The sequence below is a fragment of the Nostoc sp. genome (genome assembly GCF_036919895.1).
In the GTDB taxonomy this organism is placed as follows: Bacteria; Cyanobacteriota; Cyanobacteriia; order Cyanobacteriales; family Nostocaceae; genus Nostoc.
This window is the reverse complement of record NZ_JBALBW010000025.1, coordinates 55,944-76,443: the sequence shown is the minus strand read 5'-3', so window position 1 is coordinate 76,443 and position 20,500 is coordinate 55,944. Positions and strand designations below refer to the sequence as shown.

General features: G+C 40.6%; 21 protein-coding genes and 1 pseudogene. 13 read left to right on the top strand and 9 right to left on the bottom strand.

Annotation, left to right across the window (positions count from 1 at the left end; genetic code table 11):
- Window position 1 precedes the first annotated feature (1 nt).
- A complete protein-coding gene (locus tag V7K55_RS04305; RefSeq protein ID WP_334828556.1) occupies window positions 2–1,042 on the top strand; it encodes a DUF389 domain-containing protein in 1,041 nt (346 codons plus the stop codon).
- Window positions 1,043–1,197: 155 nt separating this feature from the next.
- Entirely contained in the window at window positions 1,198–2,211 is a 1,014-nt protein-coding gene (locus V7K55_RS04300) for a mechanosensitive ion channel family protein (protein WP_334828554.1), read from the top strand.
- 91 nt (window positions 2,212–2,302) lie between these two features.
- On the opposite strand, the pseudogene V7K55_RS04295 reads toward V7K55_RS04300, so the two are convergent.
- Window positions 2,303–2,740 (bottom strand): annotated as a pseudogene (locus V7K55_RS04295) (S-layer homology domain-containing protein); the annotation flags it as partial.
- A 222-nt stretch (window positions 2,741–2,962) separates the two neighbouring features.
- On the opposite strand from V7K55_RS04295, the gene V7K55_RS04290 reads away from it, so the two are divergent.
- From V7K55_RS04290 to V7K55_RS04245, 10 genes are all read left to right on the top strand, one after another.
- Window positions 2,963–3,712, top strand: coding sequence for an ion transporter (locus V7K55_RS04290; protein WP_334828666.1), 750 nt, complete (start codon window positions 2,963–2,965; stop codon window positions 3,710–3,712).
- A gap of 32 nt (window positions 3,713–3,744) precedes the next feature.
- Entirely contained in the window at window positions 3,745–4,752 is a 1,008-nt protein-coding gene (locus V7K55_RS04285; RefSeq protein ID WP_334828550.1) for a mechanosensitive ion channel family protein, read from the top strand.
- Window positions 4,749–6,095, top strand: coding sequence for a DUF2254 domain-containing protein (locus V7K55_RS04280; RefSeq protein ID WP_334828548.1), 1,347 nt, complete (start codon window positions 4,749–4,751; stop codon window positions 6,093–6,095). The genes V7K55_RS04285 and V7K55_RS04280 overlap by 4 nt, the downstream gene beginning before the upstream one ends.
- Window positions 6,096–6,444: 349 nt before the next feature.
- On the top strand, window positions 6,445–7,014 hold the full coding sequence (locus tag V7K55_RS04275; RefSeq protein WP_334828546.1) for a DUF3611 family protein: 570 nt from the start codon (window positions 6,445–6,447) through the stop codon (window positions 7,012–7,014).
- A 153-nt stretch (window positions 7,015–7,167) separates the two neighbouring features.
- Window positions 7,168–7,323: a hypothetical protein gene (locus V7K55_RS04270; RefSeq protein ID WP_334828544.1), complete on the top strand. Its 156-nt coding sequence runs from the start codon at window positions 7,168–7,170 to the stop codon at window positions 7,321–7,323.
- Window positions 7,324–7,341: 18 nt separating this feature from the next.
- Window positions 7,342–7,635, top strand: a complete 294-nt coding sequence (locus V7K55_RS04265; RefSeq protein ID WP_334828542.1) for a hypothetical protein — start codon at window positions 7,342–7,344, stop codon at window positions 7,633–7,635.
- 21 nt (window positions 7,636–7,656) lie between these two features.
- Window positions 7,657–8,457: a hypothetical protein gene (locus V7K55_RS04260; RefSeq protein ID WP_334828540.1), complete on the top strand. Its 801-nt coding sequence runs from the start codon at window positions 7,657–7,659 to the stop codon at window positions 8,455–8,457.
- On the top strand, window positions 8,454–8,600 hold the full coding sequence (locus V7K55_RS04255) for a peptidoglycan-binding domain-containing protein (RefSeq protein ID WP_334828664.1): 147 nt from the start codon (window positions 8,454–8,456) through the stop codon (window positions 8,598–8,600). The genes V7K55_RS04260 and V7K55_RS04255 overlap by 4 nt, the downstream gene beginning before the upstream one ends.
- 288 nt (window positions 8,601–8,888) lie before the next feature.
- Window positions 8,889–10,460 carry a Na+/H+ antiporter gene (locus V7K55_RS04250; RefSeq protein WP_334828538.1) on the top strand — a complete coding sequence of 524 codons (1,572 nt, stop codon included), beginning with the start codon at window positions 8,889–8,891 and terminating at the stop codon, window positions 10,458–10,460.
- 94 nt (window positions 10,461–10,554) lie between these two features.
- Complete coding sequence (locus V7K55_RS04245; RefSeq protein WP_334828536.1) at window positions 10,555–12,198, top strand: mechanosensitive ion channel family protein; 1,644 nt, start codon at window positions 10,555–10,557, stop codon at window positions 12,196–12,198.
- A gap of 74 nt (window positions 12,199–12,272) precedes the next feature.
- Here V7K55_RS04245 and V7K55_RS04240 read toward each other — a convergent pair whose 3' ends face one another.
- From V7K55_RS04240 to V7K55_RS04225, 4 genes are all read right to left on the bottom strand, one after another.
- Window positions 12,273–12,902 carry a Uma2 family endonuclease gene (locus tag V7K55_RS04240; protein ID WP_334828534.1) on the bottom strand — a complete coding sequence of 210 codons (630 nt, stop codon included), beginning with the start codon at window positions 12,900–12,902 and terminating at the stop codon, window positions 12,273–12,275.
- A 161-nt stretch (window positions 12,903–13,063) separates the two neighbouring features.
- Entirely contained in the window at window positions 13,064–13,945 is an 882-nt protein-coding gene (locus tag V7K55_RS04235) for a succinate--CoA ligase subunit alpha (RefSeq protein WP_334828533.1), read from the bottom strand.
- Window positions 13,946–14,087: 142 nt separating this feature from the next.
- Window positions 14,088–15,314: a succinate--CoA ligase subunit beta gene (locus V7K55_RS04230; RefSeq protein ID WP_334828531.1), complete on the bottom strand. Its 1,227-nt coding sequence runs from the start codon at window positions 15,312–15,314 to the stop codon at window positions 14,088–14,090.
- Window positions 15,315–15,747: 433 nt separating this feature from the next.
- Window positions 15,748–15,900 (bottom strand): hypothetical protein, encoded by a 153-nt coding sequence (locus V7K55_RS04225; RefSeq protein ID WP_334828528.1) that lies wholly within the window; start codon window positions 15,898–15,900, stop codon window positions 15,748–15,750.
- 53 nt (window positions 15,901–15,953) lie between these two features.
- On the opposite strand from V7K55_RS04225, the gene V7K55_RS04220 reads away from it, so the two are divergent.
- The gene (locus tag V7K55_RS04220; protein WP_334828526.1) at window positions 15,954–17,702 is read left to right on the top strand and encodes a hypothetical protein; all 1,749 of its coding nucleotides are present in this window, start codon (window positions 15,954–15,956) and stop codon (window positions 17,700–17,702) included.
- A 204-nt stretch (window positions 17,703–17,906) separates the two neighbouring features.
- Here V7K55_RS04220 and V7K55_RS04215 read toward each other — a convergent pair whose 3' ends face one another.
- The 4 genes from V7K55_RS04215 to V7K55_RS04200 all read right to left on the bottom strand — a co-directional run bounded on the left by V7K55_RS04215 (window position 17,907) and on the right by V7K55_RS04200 (window position 20,251).
- The gene (locus V7K55_RS04215) at window positions 17,907–18,122 is read right to left on the bottom strand and encodes an acetyltransferase (RefSeq protein WP_334828524.1); all 216 of its coding nucleotides are present in this window, start codon (window positions 18,120–18,122) and stop codon (window positions 17,907–17,909) included.
- A 280-nt stretch (window positions 18,123–18,402) separates the two neighbouring features.
- The gene (locus V7K55_RS04210; RefSeq protein ID WP_334828522.1) at window positions 18,403–18,711 is read right to left on the bottom strand and encodes a DUF3181 family protein; all 309 of its coding nucleotides are present in this window, start codon (window positions 18,709–18,711) and stop codon (window positions 18,403–18,405) included.
- A gap of 119 nt (window positions 18,712–18,830) precedes the next feature.
- Entirely contained in the window at window positions 18,831–19,088 is a 258-nt protein-coding gene (locus V7K55_RS04205; RefSeq protein ID WP_334828520.1) for a 2TM domain-containing protein, read from the bottom strand.
- A gap of 74 nt (window positions 19,089–19,162) precedes the next feature.
- Window positions 19,163–20,251, bottom strand: a complete 1,089-nt coding sequence (locus tag V7K55_RS04200; protein ID WP_334828518.1) for a HoxN/HupN/NixA family nickel/cobalt transporter — start codon at window positions 20,249–20,251, stop codon at window positions 19,163–19,165.
- Between the last annotated feature and the right edge of the window lie 249 nt (window positions 20,252–20,500).

The following is a 20,500-nucleotide window of genomic DNA, read 5'->3' as shown; positions in this document are numbered from 1 at the left end:
TTTGATAAATAATATCCGCAATCGCTTTAGGGATTTTAAGCCCAAAAGGGTTGAACCATCACAGCTAAAACACTTGGTACATGAGTTGTTGCAAGAGTCTAGTCTCGACGCAACATATTTGGTTTTGATTATTGGTTCATGTGCGATCGCTACATTTGGTCTACTTGCCAATAGTACTGCTGTAATTATCGGCGCAATGATTATCGCACCTCTAATGTTGCCAATTCGAGGTTTAGCCTTTGGTGCATTAATTGGAAATATCATCCTATTTCGTAAAGGCGTAATAGCAGTATTCTTAGGCACATTACTAGCACTTTTAATTTCTTGCAGTATAGGTTGGATCGTTAATCTACCTAGTTTCGGCAGTGAAGTGCTATCTCGCTCCAAACCTAACCTGCTTGATTTGGGTATTGCAGTTGCAGCAGGTTTTATCAGTGGCTACGCTAAGGTTAATTCAAAAATCTCTGCTAGTGTGGCAGGGACAGCAATAGCTGTTGCCCTTATGCCCCCAATTTGCGTCATCGGTTTAGGTCTAGCAAAATTCAACTTGTCACTCAGCTTAGGAGCGACTTTGCTCTACCTAACAAACCTTTTGGGTATTAGCCTTGCTTGTATGCTGACATTTTTATTCACCGGCTATTCTCCTGTCGATCGCGCACGAAGAGCGCTGCTATGGGCATTGGGGTTAACAGGTGCTTTACTGATACCTTTAACTGTGAGCTTTACCCGATTAGTTAGACAATCAGAACTCGAAACCCATTTGAGAAAAGCACTGCTGAACCGAACCGTAACTTTTCAGCGTTTGGAACTACTGAAAACTGATACTAATTGGCTGAGTAATCCGCCCCAAGTTCGCTTGAGTGTTAGCGCACAGTCACCTGTAACATCAAAGCAAGTAAGTCTTTTAGAAGCCTTTCTCGAAAAAGAAATCGGGCAACGTTTTTCCCTGATTTTTGAAGTTAGTCAGGTGAAAGAAGTTAAAGCAGAAACACCAGATTCTCCTCACAAAATACCAACAGACAAGGATAAAAACGATGAATGAAGCAACAACCTACAGAATTAAAATCTATCAAGTCATGAAACAGTCCCTCTCCAAGGCAGATTAACTTTAAAAGGTGAATTTGCTTTAGACTCAATGCCGACGTTGGCGATCCACTTTTGATTATGATTAGTAATGCTGATAACTAAGTAAATATTATGAATATAGATATATCCGCACTGTGGGACAAAATCGAGGGAATGATTAGGGGACTTATTTTCCAGCTGCCGAATATCGTGCTGGCATTGATTGTCTTTGCAATCTTCTTCGTGGTGGCTAGAGCCATTAAGAGACTAGTTAAACGATTAACTCGCGATCGCCAACAAGCTCGGAATCTCGGACTGGTACTAGGACGTTTGGCGCAAGGTATAATATTGTTAGTAGGGCTATTTGTTGCTTTGTCGATTATAATACCGACATTCCGAGCCGGAGACTTGATACAACTACTGGGGATTAGCGGCGTAGCGATCGGCTTTGCCTTTCGTGACATTCTGCAAAACTTCTTGGCTGGCATTCTGATCCTATTAACAGAACCGTTCCGAATTAACGATCAAATAGTTTTTAAGGACTTTGAGGGGACTGTAGAAAATATTGAGACACGGGCAACAATGATTAAAACTTACGATGGTCGCCGCATTGTGATTCCTAACTCAGAATTATTCACTAATTCGGTAATAGTGAACACCGCCTTTGACAGTCGCCGACTACAATATGATGTTGGGATTGGCTACGGCGATGACATCGACCGAGCCAAGGAGTTAATGCTCCAAGCAATGCAAAGCGTACCGGAAGTAGTTGAAGACCCTGCGCCCGATGTACTGGTGATGGAACTTGCCGAAAGTAGCGTTAACATCCGTATTCGTTGGTGGATCAAACCGCCACGGCGAGCAGATGACCTCACCTCACGCGACAAGGTGCTGTCTGCAATTAAGAAAACATTAGTTGAAAACGGTATCGATTTACCCTTTCCAACACAGCATATTTTGTTTCACGACCAGACCGAAGAGACGGATGGAAACAGATCGCGTCAGCGTGAAGGTTGGCCATCGGGTAAAGGCGAAGTACCAAAACCCCACCGCATCAGCGATTCGCTCCGACTAGTTGCCCAAATGCAGACTCAAATAGATGACAACGGCAAGGTAGATTCTCCAAAAGCTGATGGCGAAAACTAAACTATTTGCTGCTTAAGCTGTTGGATTCGGTTATTGCCCCGTATTTAGCTTGTCAAACTCCCCGATATATTAGCGCATATTCAAATCACATTTATTTAGCCTTTTGGTTTCTGATAGGAGTACGAACAATATACTGATAAGCAGATGAATTAATAGCAAGTGGTTCGATTTTTCCTTGGGAAACTAAAGTTTGATAAATTAAAGCTGTAATCTCTCCGCGCGTGGCAGGTTTTCTTGGATTAAGAACTTTGGTATTTGGATAATTCACTACTATATTTTTTTCGGTTGCTACTGCTACATCTCCAACTGCATATTGCGGAATCTTCTTGGCATCTGCGTAAGTGTTAGTAACAATAAACGATACTGGACGGTTAAGATTCACAGCATTAGCTGTTACAGCCTGGGCTTTTGGTATTAATAACGGTTGCATCAAAGTAGTAAATGCAAGGGGCATGAAAATACGTCTTTTTACAGCTTTTCGTGTGGTTTGTTTAGGAACTACTCTCTGCGCGACTGTAGGGACGGTAACTTATGAGATACATTTTTCAAAGAATCTTTCTTTGGGTAGTAGAGTTATCGCTCTAAAAAGCAAGATGGTTAGCAGAGGAGGATAAAATTCGTCAACTCATTATCCAAGCGGGGAAATGGAAAAGCTGTTATTGATATTGCCAAATCTCATAACGGGACAAATCTGGCACGATTTGAAGGAAATGCAGAAGAACCCATTGATGTGGTAATTGTTCACGTTTCTATGGAAGATTGGCTAGAAATTCCAATGCTGGTGCTGGGTTTTGTATGGCTAGCACTATTCATCATCGAGATCGTCTGGGGGTTAAACCATTTCCTGGAAGCCGTTAGCATCACTATTTGGATTATTTTTATCTTAGATTTTCTCCTGAAACTAGCGATCGCTCCTCATAAAATTTCCTATATCAAAAACAACTGGTTAACAGCTATTTCTCTGATGTTGCCAGCACTGCGTAGTTTTCGGATTATCCGAGTTATACGAATACTACGAACAACCAGGGCTGTGCGAGGGCTACAACTGTTGCGAGTCATGACTCGTGCTAACCGAGGAATGCGGGTTTTGGGAGCAAGTATTAGCCGTAGAGGATTTGGTTATGTTGTGGCATTAACTGCGATCGTTACTGTAATAGGAGCAGCAGGGATGTATGCATTTGAAAATGAAGTTCCTATGGAATCAGGGCTGCACAACTACAGCACTGCTTTCTGGTGGACAGCAATGCTCATGACAACGATGGGTTCTGATTATTCGCCCAAAACACCCGAAGGACGGGTGCTTTGCTTTTTCTTAGCCTTATATGCGTTTGCCGTGTTCGGCTATGTCACTGCAACTTTAGCGACCTTTTTTATTGGCCGTGATGCCGATGATGATGACGCAGAGTTAGCGGGAGCGAAATCGATTCAAATGCTTCAGACGGAAATCGCAGCATTGCGGGGGGAAATTCAAGAATTATTGCATCAAAATTCACAGCGTTGACGTTAGCAAAGATTAATTAGTGAGGAAACTTCATGAAAGCAGAAATCTCCGCAGCCTGGGATAAAGTTCAAAGCATGATTAACGGGTTTATAGTTTTGCTACCGAACATTGTCTTAGGGTTAATTGTCTTTATATTCTTTTTCTTTATTGCTGGCAGAATTAAGGCACTTGTTAAGCGGGTAACTCGCAACCGTCGCTACGCCGGCAATCTGGGATTAGTACTGGGAAGGTTAGCGAAGGGGGTAACAATTTTGATTGGGTTGTTTATCGCCCTTTCCATTGTGATTCCATCATTTAAAGTTAGTGATTTGGTGCAACTTTTGGGAATTAGCGGTGTTGCTATTGGTTTTGCTTTCCGCGATATTTTGCAAAACTTCTTAGCTGGGATTTTAATTTTACTAACTGAACCTTTTCAAATTGATGACCAAATTGTTTTTAAAAGCTTTGAGGGAACTGTTGAAAATATCGAGACACGCGCCACAACAATTAGAACTTATGACGGTCGGCGGATTGTGATTCCTAACTCGGAATTATTTATCAATTCTGTCACCGTGAATACTGCCTTTGACAACCGCCGATTAGAGTATGATGTCGGCATTGGCTACGGCGACGACATTGACTTAGCCAAGCAGTTAATGCTAGACGCAATGCTTAGTGTCGATGAGGTTTTAAAAGATCCGGCTCCTGATGTACTAGCAATGGAACTAGCCGGAAGCAGTGTTAACATCCGGGTGCGCTGGTGGGTTAATCCACCACGACGGGCAGATAATTTGATTTCGCGGGATAAAGTGATTACTGCTATTAAGAAAAAACTCGTTGCAAACGGTATTGATTTACCCTTTCCAACTCAACAAATTCTATTTCATGACCAGACAGAAGAGACAGATGGAAACAGATCGCGTCAGCGTGAAGGTTGGCCATCTGGTAAAGGTGAAGTACCAAAACCCCGCAGCATTAGCAGTTCACTCAGGTTACTCGCTCAAAAGCAAGATGATGGCAATAGTAAAGTAGATTCTGCAAAGGTCGATAATGAAACATGAAAAATGTAAAACTGAGCAAACTTTGGGATACGCTCCACTCAAGTTACTGGTTCATTCCCTCAATTATGGCTATACTTACCACTGCGTTGGCATTCATAATGTTAATGCTCGATCGCACAGGTAAGGCGGGTATTAATTATTGGTGGAGCTACACTGGTGGAGCAGATGGAGCGCGATCGGTTTTAGGAGCAGTTGCAGGTTCAATGATTAGCGTTGCTGCTACTGCCTTTTCAATTACAATCGTGGCGCTTCAGTTAGCTGCTTCCAATTTTGGCCCCCGTCTACTGCGTAATTTCATGCAGGACACTGGCAATCAAGTTGTCCTTGGCACGTTTATAAGTACGTTTATCTACTGCTTGCTCATACTTCGGACTATTCATGGTGAGGGAGATGGATATAGTCAGTTTGTACCGCAACTTTCGGTTACATGCGGTATTTTTCTCGCAATTATTAGCATCGGAGTTTTGATTTATTTTATCGATCATGCTTCTACAATAATTCAGGCTTCACATATCATCGAAAACGTTAGTGATGACTTAGATAGAGCTATCGATCGCTTGTTTCCCAAAAAAATCGGGCGTAGTATTCCATTCGGAGAAGAAATTGCAGAAATACCTGAAGATTTTGGCTTCGTTGCAAGTCCTGTAAAAGTTAATAATAATGGTTATATACAAGCAATTGACGACGAAGAATTGCTCACAATTGCCAGAAAACACAATCTTTTATTGCGCGTCGAGTCTCGACCGGGAAAGTTTGTTGTTAAGAACAGTAATTTAGTTATGGTTTTTCCTGGTGAATTTGTGAACCAAAAATTAACCAAACAAATCAATGATTGCTTTATTTTGGGTAGAGAACGTAGCGAACAGCAAGATATCGAGTTTCCCATCGATCAGTTAGTAGAAATTGCCCTACGTGCGCTTTCTCCAGGGATTAATGACCCATTTACCGCAATTCGCTGTGTTGATAGACTAGGAGCAGGATTATCCCGTTTAGCCCAAAAAGATTTTCCTTCACCCTACCGCTACGATGAAGATAATAAATTACGTGCGATCGCTTTTGGGTTAACATTTGAGGGATTAGTTGATAGTGCCTTCAATGGAATTCGCCAATATGCACGATCTGATACATCAGTAACCATTCGTTTATTGGAAGCGATCGAGAATATTGCAACTTACACCAACAATCCCAAGCACCAAGTAGTTTTACAGCGTCATGCAGAGATGATTTTGCGCGGTAGCCAAGACGGTTTACCAGAAGAACTAGACCGCCAGGATGTGCAAAAGCAATATGACAATGCGATTCAAGCTTTAAAAAATCAGACCTTAGCTGAAAGAAAAAAATGAAAATTCTGCCGGTAAAGTTCTCAATACTCAAGTGATTAAAAGCTTGGATGATATCATGTCCGCCTAATCACTTATCATTAAAATCTCTCCGCGTCCCCGTGTCTCCGTGTCAGTCTAAACAATAAGTCTTTAACCGAACATGATATGACACCATTACCCAAGCGTATTGAGTTATATTTCAATACGCTGTTTTTGTTAGATAAATTATTTCCCATAAAAACCTGATATTTCAAAAATTAAATGCGTTAATTAGTTAATTAGTGGGTTTTATATATAAAGATGGATGAAATCATACTCCAATTTACTATATATTCTTAAAATATCTACTTAAATGGTATGAATCTTATCTATGATAGATAATTTAGAATCACTTTCACATCCACCAAGCAAACAAAAATTTGCTGCTACATTTCTTTTAGTAAGTCGAATTAGTTTTTGGGTACAGTTAGTACTTGGTGGTATTTCTGGCATTGCTGTATTGTTGGCGTGCTTTAGCCGTAACATTACTACTCAGACAAGCAATGCAGGTATAGGTTTTGGGATATTCTTGGCTATTGTTAGTATTTTATTGTTGTGCTTTCGAGTGTATTGGGCTTTACGTTATCGAAAAATGGCTAAACTTTTACAAACGCCAAATTCTCAAAATCATCCTAAGAAAGAAGAAGTTATTCAAAATTTACGAATTGGATTGCTTGTGAGTTTGGTAGGGTTATTAATAGCTTTTATTGCTTCGGAAACGACCGTTTCAATTATATTGGGGAAAGCAGTAGCACAACCTCAAGGTGTCGCAATTTATCAGCCAGAAAATGTAATTCGTTCGCTAGATATTTTTGTGATGCTAGCAAATGTCAACATGATTGGCGCTCACTTTTTTGGGGGAGTTACTTCTCTAGGTCTACTCTATTGGTTAGAAGAGTAATAAACTTAATTAATGATTAATTTTAGTAATTTGATTTTGCCAGCTATTGCTATGTAAATATTAACCTAAAGTATTTTCTAGTTCTTCACTAGATATATATTACTATTGTCAAATAACAAACAAAGATAAAATTATCAGTATCAGGAGGTAGTTATGTACAAATTCAATAATTCTTCTTTAAAAGAAGTTGGACTAGTTGGAACACTTTTTGGAACGTTGCTAATGGGTTTTTCTGCAATTACTCAATCAGCAGTAGCACAGCCGCGAATTTCCCAAGTTAATCTCTGTCCTAGTATTTTCTATGAATAACCACACCGAGATCGGGTCATGGTTCCAGCAGGATGTCCGCCTAATGCTGCAACTTTAAGGTTTAAAGGACAACAGAGAACTACTGGCTCTCAATGTGTTGTTGTTCCTGTCTATCCTATGAATGGAATAAGCTCTGTTATACAAACACCTTTTTCAGAAAGTCGGCAAAGTGCGATGTCTGACGACAAGCCACTTCGTGTCTACGCAACTATCATACCAACAGCAGGTACGGTTGATGTGAAATTGAAAAATAATACTAATGTTGGTATTTCTTCCAAAAGTGGATGCTCCCGGAAAACTTTTCATAAATAGCCTCAAAACAGATAATAAATAATGGCAATAAATGACAATCCTCAAAGGCGAGATTTCTTGCAAGCGCTGAGTAAAGTAGGGGTATTAGTTTTCCTGGTAGCGATCGCTATGGTAGCGAAAAGTTGTAGTCTTTTTAATGCAAAAGCAACTATCACTAATACATCGGAAATTACTGATAACACTAAGGAATTTATCGGTAACTCTGCGACTATTAAAAGTAGAGTAATTCAGAAAGTTGGTTTGACTTCGTTTACGGTTAGTGATGCACGGTTCTTTCGCGGCGAACCTCTTGTAGTTGTCAATGCTTCAGGTGCGCCTTTCGATCTACCATCTGACCAAAATCTTAAAGTCCAAGTTACTGGTCAGGTTCGTAATTTAGTAATTCCCAAAATTGAGCAAGAATTTAATCTCAAGATAGATGACAAATATTACAAAGATTATATCAATAAACCTGCAATTATTGCTCGATACATTGTATTAGCACCTCAACCTGGCCAAATAACACAACATCCCGAACAATACTATCGCCGTAGAGTTGCAGTTACGGGGAAAGTAGAAAATATCCGCAGTCCGGTTTTACTAACGCTACATGAAAATCAATTATTTGGTGGAGAAGATTTGCTAGTCTTATTAAAAGCACCACCTAAAGTAGCAATAAATCAGAACCAGACAGTATCTATAACAGGTGAAGTTCGTCCTTTTATTATTGCTGAAATTGAGCGAGACTATGGCTTCACTTGGGATCAAAATGTAAAAAGAGAGTTAGAAGGTAAGTACGGCAACAGACCTGTTTTAGTTGCTGAAATTGCATACCCTGAATAAGTTTATATCATGGCACTAGAACCACTAGAGCAGTAGTAGCATTTCAGCGATCGCACAGAATAGTTGGTGATGGTAGAGTAGGAGCGCTGACGTGGCAAGCTTTACGCAGTAATATAGCACCCGTGCGTCGTCGTCGTTTCTAACAGCGTCTACACAAACTCTCGTCCTCCTGCGCGGACTAAGAGAAAATTAATGTTTTTAACCCGCGTAGGCGGGTTTCGTCTGTGTAGACGCGGTTTCTAACCGCCCTTTTAACGTTAAGTTGACACCTATGGGCACTGCCGTGGCCCTACACCCCACGATATAATGTTGTACCGCATCTAAATGGGAACCGCTACAAGTACAGTATTTATCAGGGTAAAATGTTGGAGGTTTGATAATCTCTCTATATTTACTTGATGCTAAATATCCTATTTAACTGCAATCCCCTTATGGCATTAGAGTCTACCACGGGTGAAGTCGTAATTGCAGAACAACTCAAGCAATTTCTACTAGTACTCTCTGTCTCATTGGGTGTTGCTACACTACCACAAATTTTTAGTTGGTTGCGCCGCATTCCTTATACCCTCTTACTGGTCATAGTCGGATTAGGATTAGCATTCGTGAATGTGCGATTGATTAATCTCTCTCCTGAATTGATTCTGATGATTTTCTTACCGCCACTGCTGTTTGAAGCTGCTTGGAATTTGAAATGGTCAGACTTAAAGCGGGATTTGTTACCGATTTGTCTGTATGCAGTAGTAGGGGTGATAATTTCTATTGCTGGAGTAGCATTCGGTCTTCATCAATTCGCTGGACTTGAACTTAGCATTGCTCTATTAGTTGGAGCTAGTCTATCAGCAACCGATCCGGTTTCGGTAACGGCTCTATTTCGGGAACTAGGAGCAAGCAAACGTCTAAGAACGCTGATGGAAGGAGAAAGTTTATTTAATGATGGTATGGCGGTTGTGGCTTTTGGCTTATTAGTTGCTCTGCCGTTAGGTAATGCCAAACTTGATTTACAGTCTGCTTTATTAGAATTTGTTCAGGTAGTAGGCATTGGTATCAGCGTTGGAGGATTAATTGGGTTTGGTATTTCCTATCTAACCCAACGTTTCGACTTACCATTAGTAGAACAATCTCTTACTCTGGTTTCTGCCTACAGCACTTACCTAATTACAGAATATTTGGGTGGTTCTGGAGTGATTGGAGTTGTCACCACAGCTTTAATTTTAGGCAACTTTGGTTCGCGTATTGGCATGAACCCACGCACGCGGATTATTGTCACTGAATTTTGGGAATTTCTCGCTTTTTTTGTGAATTCGATTGTTTTTCTCTTAATTGGCGATCAAATTCGCTTTGCTGTCTTAGGAGATAACCTAAAAAGTATTGCAGTCACAATTGTGGCGATGATTGTGGGACGGGCAGTATCTATTTATGCTTTAAGTAGTCTCAGCAACTGGTTAGCTAAATCCCAAATTCCTTTATCTGAACAAACTGTATTGACGTGGGGTGGGCTACGCGGCTCTGTCTCCATTGCCCTGGCTTTGAGTGTACCAGCCACACTCCCGCAAAGGGAAGAAATTATTGCCACTGTATTTGGAGTAGTTTTATTTACCCTGTTAGTACAAGGTTTAACCATCCAACCATTATTAGAGAAACTCCAACTTTTAGGTTCGCAACCGCTACGTCAAAAATACACCGAAGCAATTGCCCGTCAAGTTGCTCTCCAACGGGCGCTGGAATATTTAGAAACAGCACAAAACCGTCCCGGAATTGAGCCAGAGTTTTATCGCTACCAGAAGACGCTGCTTTCAGGAGAAATTACCTTTTTACAGGAAGAAATTGACAAGTTACTTGATGAATACCCAAATTTGCAAGAATTTACAACCGAAGAACTGCGAGGGGAACTGCTGGCAATTGAAGCTGATACCTACGCTGAGTTTGTCCGCGCAGGTAAGTTAAATAAAGAACTCTCACCTTTTTTGCAAACAACCCATGAGAGAGCTAATGAAGAGGAATAAATCTATAACTATTTTGCTGGGGGAGAGTGAATCGACCTACTTAAATCAATCGGTATTGCATACATAATATAGAAATGAATTGAGGTGATATGCTGTGCATTATCCATACTTTGAGTCTGCTGAGATGAGAAAAAATGGTAAGCAAAGTGGTAAACTAAATCACACTTTTATCAGTATGATAGTAGTGGTAATTCTGCTAGTGATTGGTTTGTGGTTGAGTCCGGGAATAGCACAAACTGGGGCAAAAGCTGCTGTAGTTGTGGATGGATACCAGATTTTTCAAGTCAGTGAGTCTGGTGAATTTAGCGCTAAAGAACGAGCTAACTTAATCAATTTACAACTAAAGGAGGCTGTAAAATCCGATCGATCTATTCAGGTAAAAACTGAAGAACGCAACCAATTACCAACGATTTTATTGGGCGATCGCTATCTACTAACTGTTACTAAAAATGATGCTTTACCAGGGAGCAAACCTGATGAACAAGCTTCTATTTGGGCTAAAGAAATTCAGGAAGCATTACAACAATCTCAAGCAGAGCGAAGTTCGCAATATATTCGTAACACCTCCATATTGAGTGCAAGTATCTTGCTAGGCGTATTTGCTATCTCCTGGTTCCTGGGATTGCTCAGAAAACGGATTTCAGGAATTGTACAAAGAAAATTAAATGATGCAAATGCACAAGTTATAAATGCTGATTTACCCAAGGGATTAGCATTACTATTTAATTTTATACTTTTCTTTGTCCGTGCTGGTATCTGGGCAAGCACTATTATTTATATAACTAATTTATTTCCCTACACTCGTCAATGGAGCTATCAAATCACCTATATTTTAACTTCTAGTTTCACATCTGAATTTATTACTCTGGGCAACAATTCTTACTCTTTAATCAACCTGCTAATTCTGGTAAGTTTATTATTCGCCTTAATAATCTTTGCTGGAACCATGACTAATATCCTGCGATCGCGTGTTTTAAGTGTTGCAGGTATTAATCGAGGCGCTCAAGAGGCGATCGCCATTTTGACGAAATACAGCTTGATTGTTGTTGGTAGCATAGTCTTGCTGCAAATTTGGGGACTCGATCTCAGTTCTGTGACAATTTTAGCTAGCGCCTTGGGTATTGGGATTGGCTTTGGCTTCCAGGATATTGCTAAGAATTTTGGTAGTGGTTTGATTTTAGTTTTGGAACGTCCAATTCAGGTGGGTGATTTTATTGAGGTGGGAGATTTGCACGGTACAGTCGAGCGGATCAGCGCCCGCAGTACGGAAATCAGAACTCTCGACCATATTTCCATCATCGTACCCAATTCGCGCCTTTTGGAAAACGAAGTCATAAATTGGAGCCACCGTAACCCTCTTTCTCGGCTGCATTTACCTGTTGGTGTTGCTTATAACGCCGAACCTGATTTAGTTAAAGAAGCGTTGCTGGATGCAGTCAAAAACCACTCCAATGTTTTAGATACACCTCCTCCCCAAGTACTTTTTAAAGGCTTCGGCGATAGCGCTCTCAATTTTGAGTTGCTGGTGTGGATAGCAGAACCCAACAAACAGTTTTTAATTAAGAGTGATTTATACTTTTCTATCTACGAAGTTTTACGTAAGCGCGAAATAGAAATCCCTTTCCCTCAGCGCGACTTGCATTTGCGTTCTGGGGCTTTAGGACTTTCTCCGCAAATAGAGAAGGCTTTGCAGCGACTATCTGAAGAATCTGCTAATCGATACGATGATATAACTTAAATTAAATTTGATAAATACAGCACACATCTAGCTTCCTTGCTATTTGAGATATTACTAATAAATTATGTGTCTTCCTAAGCCATCTGTCCCCTTACCCACTCCCTAATTTCCTGTCGGAAAACCCGTCTTCCTGCCATCCGGTATCTTTCAATAAGTGATGGAATCTCTTGAATGTTCAGATTAGGAAACACTAAACTTGTTTCTCTTTCGAGATATTCCTCACCTTGTAACTGGTAAATTTTTATTTCTCCAGCGTCATAACACCAAATTTCTGGTACACCTAACCGTGCATAGATGGGAAAGCGATCTAAAGATTTACTAGTAACATCAATTTCTAAAGCTAAATCAGGTGGTGGATCTTGATTTAAATCAAACTTGAGTTTACCTCGAACTAAAGCTTCATTTTGGAAATAAAAACAATTATCAGATTCTATCCCAGCTTTTTTTCGTTCTCGTTTCCAGGTAGTTGAGCCGTAACATTCAAAATCTAGCTCTAAAACTTCAGCCGTATCTTTGATGATGTCACCAATTATTTCTTTGTAATATTCGTGTTCTGGTAATGGTGTCATAATCTCTAACGTGCCATCATCATAAGCTACCCTAGCTGCACGACTTTCACCTAAGTCTACTAATAAATTCTCAAATTGTTGCCAACTGATATTGTAGAGAACCACTCGATCGGCGCGACGTTCAGTTAACAGCATAACTCCTCGCTTTCATCATTGAGCAATCAACAGTAGTCAGTAATCAGTGAAGAAGTTAGTATAAATTTTCAAATTCACAACTGATAACTGACTAATATCAAAATTTATCCTAATTTATTCTATCAACGGCTGAATATTTCCCAATTCTCCCCACAAGCAGATCAATTAATCTCCTTTCTCAATAATTCTGGAATCTGAGAAGGGCGTTCAGCGACTGGAACTTCCGCTTCTTTTAAAGCAGCTAATTTACTTTGGGCTGTACCAAAGTTCGGTTCGCGGCCGATAACGGTTGCTAAAGTCCCTGTTTGTCGCCAAGTTTTTCCTGGTGGCGCAAGTCTTCCTGCAATGTAGGCAATGACTGGTTTATCAATTGCCTCGGTAATGTACCGGGCTGCTGCTTCTTCGCTACCACCACCGGGTTGACCGACTAAAACGATCGCCTCTGTAGTTTCGTCTTCATCCAGAATTTGCAACCATTGGAGAAAGGAGGAACCAACGATCGGATCGCTACCAATACTGACACTAATCGACTGTCCCAAACCTGCTTTTGTTAATTCGTAAGCAACTTCATAAGTGAGAGTGCTACTACGACTAACGATCCCCACAGATCCAGGAGTATAAAACTCGCTAGGTTGAGTACCTAAAAGAATTTTTCCCGGTACAATGATCCCCGGACTGTTGGGCCCGATTACCAAAGTTTCACAGGCTTCGGCTTTGCGGAGTAATTGCACCATATCCAAAGGTGGCACGCCAGCAGTGATAATAATGATTTGGCTAATATGAGATGCGATCGCTTCTAAGGCTGCATCTAGAACGTCGTAAGGATCTACACAAATAATTGTTGTGTCAATTACCCCAAATTGTTCTATTACCTCCTCTACTAAGTCAAATACTGGCAGTCCATGCAGTTCCTGTCCACCACATCCTGGATTGACACCAGCTACCAAATTCGTGCCATAGGCTTGCATTTGAGCAATATGAGTGTCTGATATAAATTCACAAAAGCCTTGAATTAATACTTTACTTTCTGGTGTTAGGTTCATAAAAAATTACCGTAAGTTTGACAACCCAGTGAGTTAAGCCACTAGGTAAGAAGAGGAGGGAGCAGGGGAAATAACCAATGCTCAACGATATGTTTACGTGGTAAAAATTAATAATTTTTGATTTGAAACAAAATGACAGTCACTACTTTTTATTAGCAGTTGGTTTAGCAAGACGAACTGCTGCCGCTACTGCCTCATCTAAATTTTCTACCACGAGTAGCGCATCGCTATGGGTTTTTAGTGTTGCGAAATATTTTCTCGCAACATTAAATTCAGAACCAGCAAGACGGACAACTAAGGGTTTAAAATTTCGTTCTTGCCGACTTTTACTGCCATTAGAGCGTACAACTTGTGATTCAAGTTCGCTGTTGTCTTGCTGCACAACTCTGGCTATAACTTCAACCACTTCCTCTGTTTGAGGAATGTTACCCAGAAAGTTTATGAGGATTACTTGAATACTTTTGTCAGCTTCCAGGATTTTCAGACCTGTCTCTAAGCGATCGCGGAAGGTAGTTGGTGCAGTATCTGTAAGGAAAGCATGACGTAGATTTAAACAAACACCTGGCTTGCCACCAGCATTGGCTACTAAATCCAAAGTTGCCATTACTGAACCAGTACCATTACCTAAAATACCGATTTTTCCATGTATTTTTATATTATCCCAATCACCCAAAATCCCATTGATTTCAGTACTGGTATGACGGCTGATAATTTTTGCCGCCATCTCGGCGAGGTCTGGATGACGCTTGATTGCCCGTTCGTTAATCCTAACTTTACCATTAAGTGCCATAACTTGACCATTGGCACTGACTGCCAAAGGATTTATTTCGACTAAATCCAGGTCTTTTTGCACAAATAAGTGGTACATTTTCTCCAAAACGCTGCTTACCGACTGCATCAGCGTTCCCTGTAAACCCATTTTCAAAGCCAGTCGTCGGGCATAAAATGGCGAAAATTCCTGTTCCACGACAACATGGTGCATTTTTTCCCCAGCAGATTCCCAATCAATGTCTGCTTCTTTGCAACCTAAAAGGACTGGCCGGCAAACAGCAGTATCTAAAACCACCGCGAGATAAAATTCCTGATTCGCGTCGTATTGCGATTCTGCCAGCACAACTTCTGGCAATTCGCCCCATATTGGTAAACTAAAGATATTTTGCGCTGCTGCGATCGCATCTATTGTCGTTTCGGCAAACCTGACTCCACCCGCTTTTGCCCGTTCCGCTCCATGTACTTGAGATTTCAGTACAATTGGAAAGCGAATTTTTAAACGTTTCAAATCTGTAGGATGGTCAATTCGTTGGGAGGGCAATACCGGAATGCCTATCTTTCCAAACCATTCTTTAACTTGATACTCTAATAAATCCATTGATACACCTTGTATTTACACTTTCCAAGCTTTTGGTGAGTGCTGTCTTAATATTTTGCAGCACTTTTATTTTAAAGTTAAGCTTTTGGCAGCTATAAAAATTTATTTTTCACGGATCGAATTCAGCATAAGAGACACATTAATTTTGCTCGCTAACCTGGTTGTGCCAGACCACAACACGTAATTAATCTTTTCAGTAAGTTTCCCAGCATAGAAGATAACTAGCATTTCTGTCAAAACCCTCTGACCTAGTATCGTTTCCTTAACCTTTAGATAAGTTTTTCACAACTGCTCTGCAACTATGATTTTGCAGAGTAGTAGCTATTGTGAATTTAACTATCGCAAAATAATGCAGTGAAAATACTCAAAAACTCTATTATTCCCATTTTTTATTTGTAATTTATATCTGAAGACAGATTATTTCATTTTGGATCTAGGGAGTTAAAAATGTAGCGCCACGAACAATAACTGCTTTTTTAATTTTTGGTGAAAAGTCAGAATTTGTGTTAGAAAGTTGGTCGTTCAGATTTTCAGGCTGTGGTTGGTTAAACTGTGCATTTGCATTCAACAAAACTAAAAAGTTCATTTCATTCTCTTAAAGATAATCAAAACAATATAGAAATTGAGCGGCAAAGCTCTATGAAAGTAGCAGTCCAGCAGGAAGATTTACAGCTTTTAGCCAAAACTTTGCAGGAACAATTGCTTGTAGAAGTCTCATCGGCTGAAGTCTTCGAGGTTAAATGCGCCGTCAATAAAGACGGACTAATGGTTTTAACGCAACATGAATCGGATGTAATAGTTGATGCTCAGATCATCTTTGCAGTAATTGAGGAAGTACTTCAGTCTGTAACACCCCACAGAGATCGGCAAGTGCAATGTTTCCTGAGAGTTTTTGGCGAACAACTCCCTTATGCCAAATGTTTCTTGGCTTTGAAGCAGAGGGGAGGATGGGGGAATGAGGTAGCAGAGGAAGCAGAGGAGGAATACTTTTCTCCACTTTCTTCATCGGCTCTGACTTATTCTCCATCATTGGATGAGGCTGAGGAAGAGGAACCGTTTGACCCATTTGCAGATGCACCGAATTTCCCGACTTCAAAGCCAGGATTTCAAATCAAACCCATCTTACTGGGTGTAGCCTTAGTGGGGATTGTAGTTTTAGGCGGTGGTGCTTACTTATTGACTCGCCCTTGTGTGATGTCTGAATGTAAAGAAATACAAAGCGCCGAGCAATTAAAAACAAAGTCTCCACAACTGATGCGCCGCGCCAAGTCTGAAAAAGAACTAGTCGCTATACAACAACGACTTGCAGCAGCCAGCGCCGCCCTAAATGTAATTCCTGGTTGGTCGCCCCGTTACCAAGAGTCGGAAGAACTAAAAGCAAGTTTGTCGGGACGGTCAGAAAAGATTAACCAGGTGGTTAAGGCTTTGCAGACGGGATCTTTGGCGACACAAAAAGTTCAAACACCTGCATCTAGCCTAGAGGAATTACAAGCTAGACAGCATTTATGGCGACAAGCTATAGCGCCCCTAGAAACTATAAGTTCTAGTAGTGAACTCTATGGGCTAGTGCAGGGTAAATTACTTAATTATCGTGTCCGTTTACACGCTGTAAATCAGCAGATATTTATTGAGGAAAAATGGCTCAAAAAACTCACAGCAGCAAAAGCTGTAGCTAGTGCTGCTGAGAACCGGGAAACTACTGCCAAATCTTTGAATGACTGGCAAAAAGTTCAGTCTACTTGGTTGGTGGCAATTAATGCTTTGAATAGCATTCCCTTAACTAGCTCTGGATACCAAGAAGCCGCAAAGCTGTTAATAGATTATAGACCTAAGTTAGTAGCGGCCCGCGATCGCGCCACGAAAGAACAATTAGCCGCTAAAACCTATCAACAAGCCGTTAGCGCTGCCAATCAAGGCAAAATATATCAGCAACAAAACCAATGGCAAGCAGCAGCTACATACTGGGATCAGGCTTTGCAAACGGCTAAAAAAGTTTCCCAAGATACCTTGTACTATACTCAGGCTCAGTCTCTCATCGAACCCTATTCAATAGCCCTTAAACAAGCACAAGAAAAACTACAAGTTGTTAGTAGTTTCCAACAAACCCGCACTGACTTGGATAAAACCTGTATTAATGGAATTCGGATTTGCACCTTTAGCATAGATAATGCAGGGATTATTGTCCGGCTAACCCCTGAGTATGACCAAATAAGGCAAAATAACTTGGCTAATCCTTATTCTGAAAATTCTAGTACTGCTATTGACATTACCAATCACTTGCAAATCTTACGGGAAGCCTTAGCTGTAATTGGTGAAAATGCCAACTTGCCCATTTTCCTCTACGATTCTCAAGGTCAGGTAATTTATACACGGACTTTAGGCGGGTAAGTATAAATGTTAGGGTGAAGAGTTTGGAATCTATAGGAATTCTGGCGTTGCATAATTATATCATGTCCGCTTGATTGTTATTTAAAGTATCGTAAAATACACGTTTTTACCTGATTTATCCCGCATTTATGCAACGCCAACAATCATAAATTGCTTGTGAGCAATCGATCCCCGACTTCGTAAAATTGTCGGGGATATAGTCGATTAACCCTTGTCGTGTCTATAGTCGGCATCTAACCAACAGCGTGGTAGAACTTCACCAGAAGGAAAAACGAGATTTTCTTTTTTAAAAGTATCAGGTGGCTGTTCTTCTTCGCCTTGTTGTTCTCGCCCGTGAACGATATTACTATTCGGATCGAGTAATTCTTTAATTTCCAGAATTTTCACCAATTCGCCACTATCTTTGACTTGTAAAAGCATAGAAATTGCCTCAATGAGTTTGCATGAAAGTTCAAAGCGAGTCTCAACAGAAAACCGCTCAAATCTAAACCGATTTTGAACGCGGATATTCCTTAGTTGTTAAAGGAAATTTTTATTAAAAACCTACGCATAAATTACACGAGATTAATCTATGTGTAGCTGTAGAGTTCATTTTTATAGAGTTGGCAGAAAAAGATGCCACCTAATTCATTAGCTAAAATCGAATCAGGAAATGCTGATTAATAAAACTGTCCAACTAAGATAATCTTGGTTTTAGCGATTATAAATCGCGTTGATATTTCTCCAAAATATCAACTAAATTAACCTGGCATTGCAGTGGCAGTAAATCAATTAGAGGAAGTTCACTTCTACCACCGCCAATTTTTACTGTAATTGATTGCAAGACTTTTAAAACTTGGTCTTCACTTACGCTGTTGGAAGTAATTAAAGGATACAGTCGTTCGGCAACAAGAGTATGCAGTTTGGCATTAGATAAATAAAGATGCCACTTGGCAATGTCTATGTAGACACTTTCGCCAATTTCAGCTGCTAGGGCTTCCAGTAGTTCTGTGGTGTTAGTCTTAGCCATAAAAATAACCCTACATTAAGAAAAAGTGCGAAATCTCAGGCTTTTTTACATTATGGCTCAATTAACAGGCTAATCCTACTACCAGAGGTTACAATTGCCCCAGCACGAGTAATCCATCTTCAGGTGGATTTGGGTGGAGCTTCGGTGTAGTTAGCGATCGCACTAATATAAATCAGATGGGCTAACACTATTCCTGTCCAACTTAAAGTCACCCAAGGCAGCCACTCCCAGGTAGTATCTTTCAAAATGTGGAAAAACCACAAGCCAGAATTAATCGTAGCAGCGATCGCTACATGGGTGGCAAAATTCATCCGGTCATCGATCTTCCGGTAATCAGGGTCTTTGCGATCGGGTTTGCGAGGCCAACGAGGAGGCATAAATATTTGTTACAGATTTAAATACACCCTATTTATTCTAAGGTTTTTGGGGCATTGATGTCGCGCATCTAGCCTCAATCCCTATTTCTCCCCTGTTTAGTAGTTGTAACACTAGTGACTTCCAAATCATCATACTTATTGACTTTGTAGATGATGGTCGAAAGTAACCAACTGAATATAAAAATGGCAATGATTAAGTAACCAATTGTGCCAAAGTTTTCACCTAGTTTACTAATGAAATCCCAAAACGGACTTTTCAGTTGTAACTGATCGCCAATAATATTCAGAGCTTCAATTCCCCCAATGACCACAGCAACTAGTACAGAAACAAGGGTAATGGTCATGTTGTAGTAAAGCTTGCGGATTGGTTTGACGTAAGCCCAGCCATAAGCACCAAGCATTAAAATACCGTCAGTGGTGTCAATTAAAGACATCCCTGCGGTGAACAAAGCTGGAAACAATAGGATCGACCAGATAGGCAGACCTTTAGCTGCTTGATTCGCAGAAATCCCCAGCAGTGCTACCTCTGTCGCCGTGTCGAAGCCTAAACCAAAAAGGAAACCTAAAGGAAACATTTGCCAGCTACTATCTATCAACCGAAACAAAGGACGGAAAATGCGACCGAGTAGCCCACGTTGGTTCAAAAATTCATCTAAGGATTGATCGTCGTAGATTCCTCCTCGCTTGACGGTTTGGAAAGTCTTATAAACATCCCACAGTACCACCATATTGATCGCTGCAATTGCTAGTAGGAAAAGTGCAGAAACGGTACTGCTAATTAGCCCCCCAAGCTTTTCAAAATTGGGAAAGTGGTTATGGATTGTTGTAGTGGTTAAGGCGATCGCAATGGAGGCGGCAATTACAACGGTGGAATGACCTAGAGAGAAGAAGAACCCAACAGAAACAGGTCGTTTGTTCTCCTGCATCAATTTACGGGTAACATTGTCGATCGCGGCGATGTGATCGGCATCTACAGCATGACGTAGACCAAAGCTATAAGCTAATACGGCAGTCCCAAGCAGAAGGGGGTAGCTGTGGAATGTAATCAGGGCTACTACCCAGATCAAAATATTCACGCTAATCAGAAACGCATAAATGTTGATAACTTTACGTCTAACGTTTCTGGAACTATCGTTGAAAACACGCGAAAATCTGGATAGCATTTATCACTCCTCATAAAGGCATATTTCGACAAGATGAAAAATGAATCAGACTCTGTATGAGCCGTACCAACATACTGAGCCAGCTATTTCGGTTTCATTCATGAAAATTACTTATATTGACATTGATGTAAGGTTTAGTAAAACCTATATAAATGACAGAGGTATTGCAACGCTATGTCAAGAGTGTGACTATTCAGCCCAGTCAGAAAATCCCATTCTTATTTCTTTAGGATTTACGCACAACAGCCT

Excerpts from the sequence above, each read along its gene's own strand:
- V7K55_RS04225 (WP_334828528.1), bottom strand. The coding sequence starts at position 15,900 with ATGAACTTTTTAGTTTTGTTGAATGCAAATGCACAGTTTAACCAACCA.
- V7K55_RS04300 (WP_334828554.1), top strand. The coding sequence starts at position 1,198 with ATGAATATAGATATATCCGCACTGTGGGACAAAATCGAGGGAATGATT.
- V7K55_RS04285 (WP_334828550.1), top strand. The coding sequence starts at position 3,745 with ATGAAAGCAGAAATCTCCGCAGCCTGGGATAAAGTTCAAAGCATGATT.
- V7K55_RS04275 (WP_334828546.1), top strand. The coding sequence starts at position 6,445 with ATGATAGATAATTTAGAATCACTTTCACATCCACCAAGCAAACAAAAA.
- V7K55_RS04270 (WP_334828544.1), top strand. The coding sequence starts at position 7,168 with ATGTACAAATTCAATAATTCTTCTTTAAAAGAAGTTGGACTAGTTGGA.
- V7K55_RS04240 (WP_334828534.1), bottom strand. The coding sequence starts at position 12,902 with ATGCTGTTAACTGAACGTCGCGCCGATCGAGTGGTTCTCTACAATATC.
- V7K55_RS04205 (WP_334828520.1), bottom strand. The coding sequence starts at position 19,088 with ATGCCTCCTCGTTGGCCTCGCAAACCCGATCGCAAAGACCCTGATTAC.
- V7K55_RS04265 (WP_334828542.1), top strand. The coding sequence starts at position 7,342 with ATGGTTCCAGCAGGATGTCCGCCTAATGCTGCAACTTTAAGGTTTAAA.
- V7K55_RS04235 (WP_334828533.1), bottom strand. The coding sequence starts at position 13,945 with ATGAACCTAACACCAGAAAGTAAAGTATTAATTCAAGGCTTTTGTGAA.
- V7K55_RS04215 (WP_334828524.1), bottom strand. The coding sequence starts at position 18,122 with ATGCTTTTACAAGTCAAAGATAGTGGCGAATTGGTGAAAATTCTGGAA.
- V7K55_RS04200 (WP_334828518.1), bottom strand. The coding sequence starts at position 20,251 with ATGCTATCCAGATTTTCGCGTGTTTTCAACGATAGTTCCAGAAACGTT.
- V7K55_RS04290 (WP_334828666.1), top strand. The coding sequence starts at position 2,963 with ATGGAAGATTGGCTAGAAATTCCAATGCTGGTGCTGGGTTTTGTATGG.
- V7K55_RS04250 (WP_334828538.1), top strand. The coding sequence starts at position 8,889 with ATGGCATTAGAGTCTACCACGGGTGAAGTCGTAATTGCAGAACAACTC.
- V7K55_RS04210 (WP_334828522.1), bottom strand. The coding sequence starts at position 18,711 with ATGGCTAAGACTAACACCACAGAACTACTGGAAGCCCTAGCAGCTGAA.
- V7K55_RS04230 (WP_334828531.1), bottom strand. The coding sequence starts at position 15,314 with ATGGATTTATTAGAGTATCAAGTTAAAGAATGGTTTGGAAAGATAGGC.
- V7K55_RS04220 (WP_334828526.1), top strand. The coding sequence starts at position 15,954 with ATGAAAGTAGCAGTCCAGCAGGAAGATTTACAGCTTTTAGCCAAAACT.
- V7K55_RS04260 (WP_334828540.1), top strand. The coding sequence starts at position 7,657 with ATGGCAATAAATGACAATCCTCAAAGGCGAGATTTCTTGCAAGCGCTG.
- V7K55_RS04280 (WP_334828548.1), top strand. The coding sequence starts at position 4,749 with ATGAAAAATGTAAAACTGAGCAAACTTTGGGATACGCTCCACTCAAGT.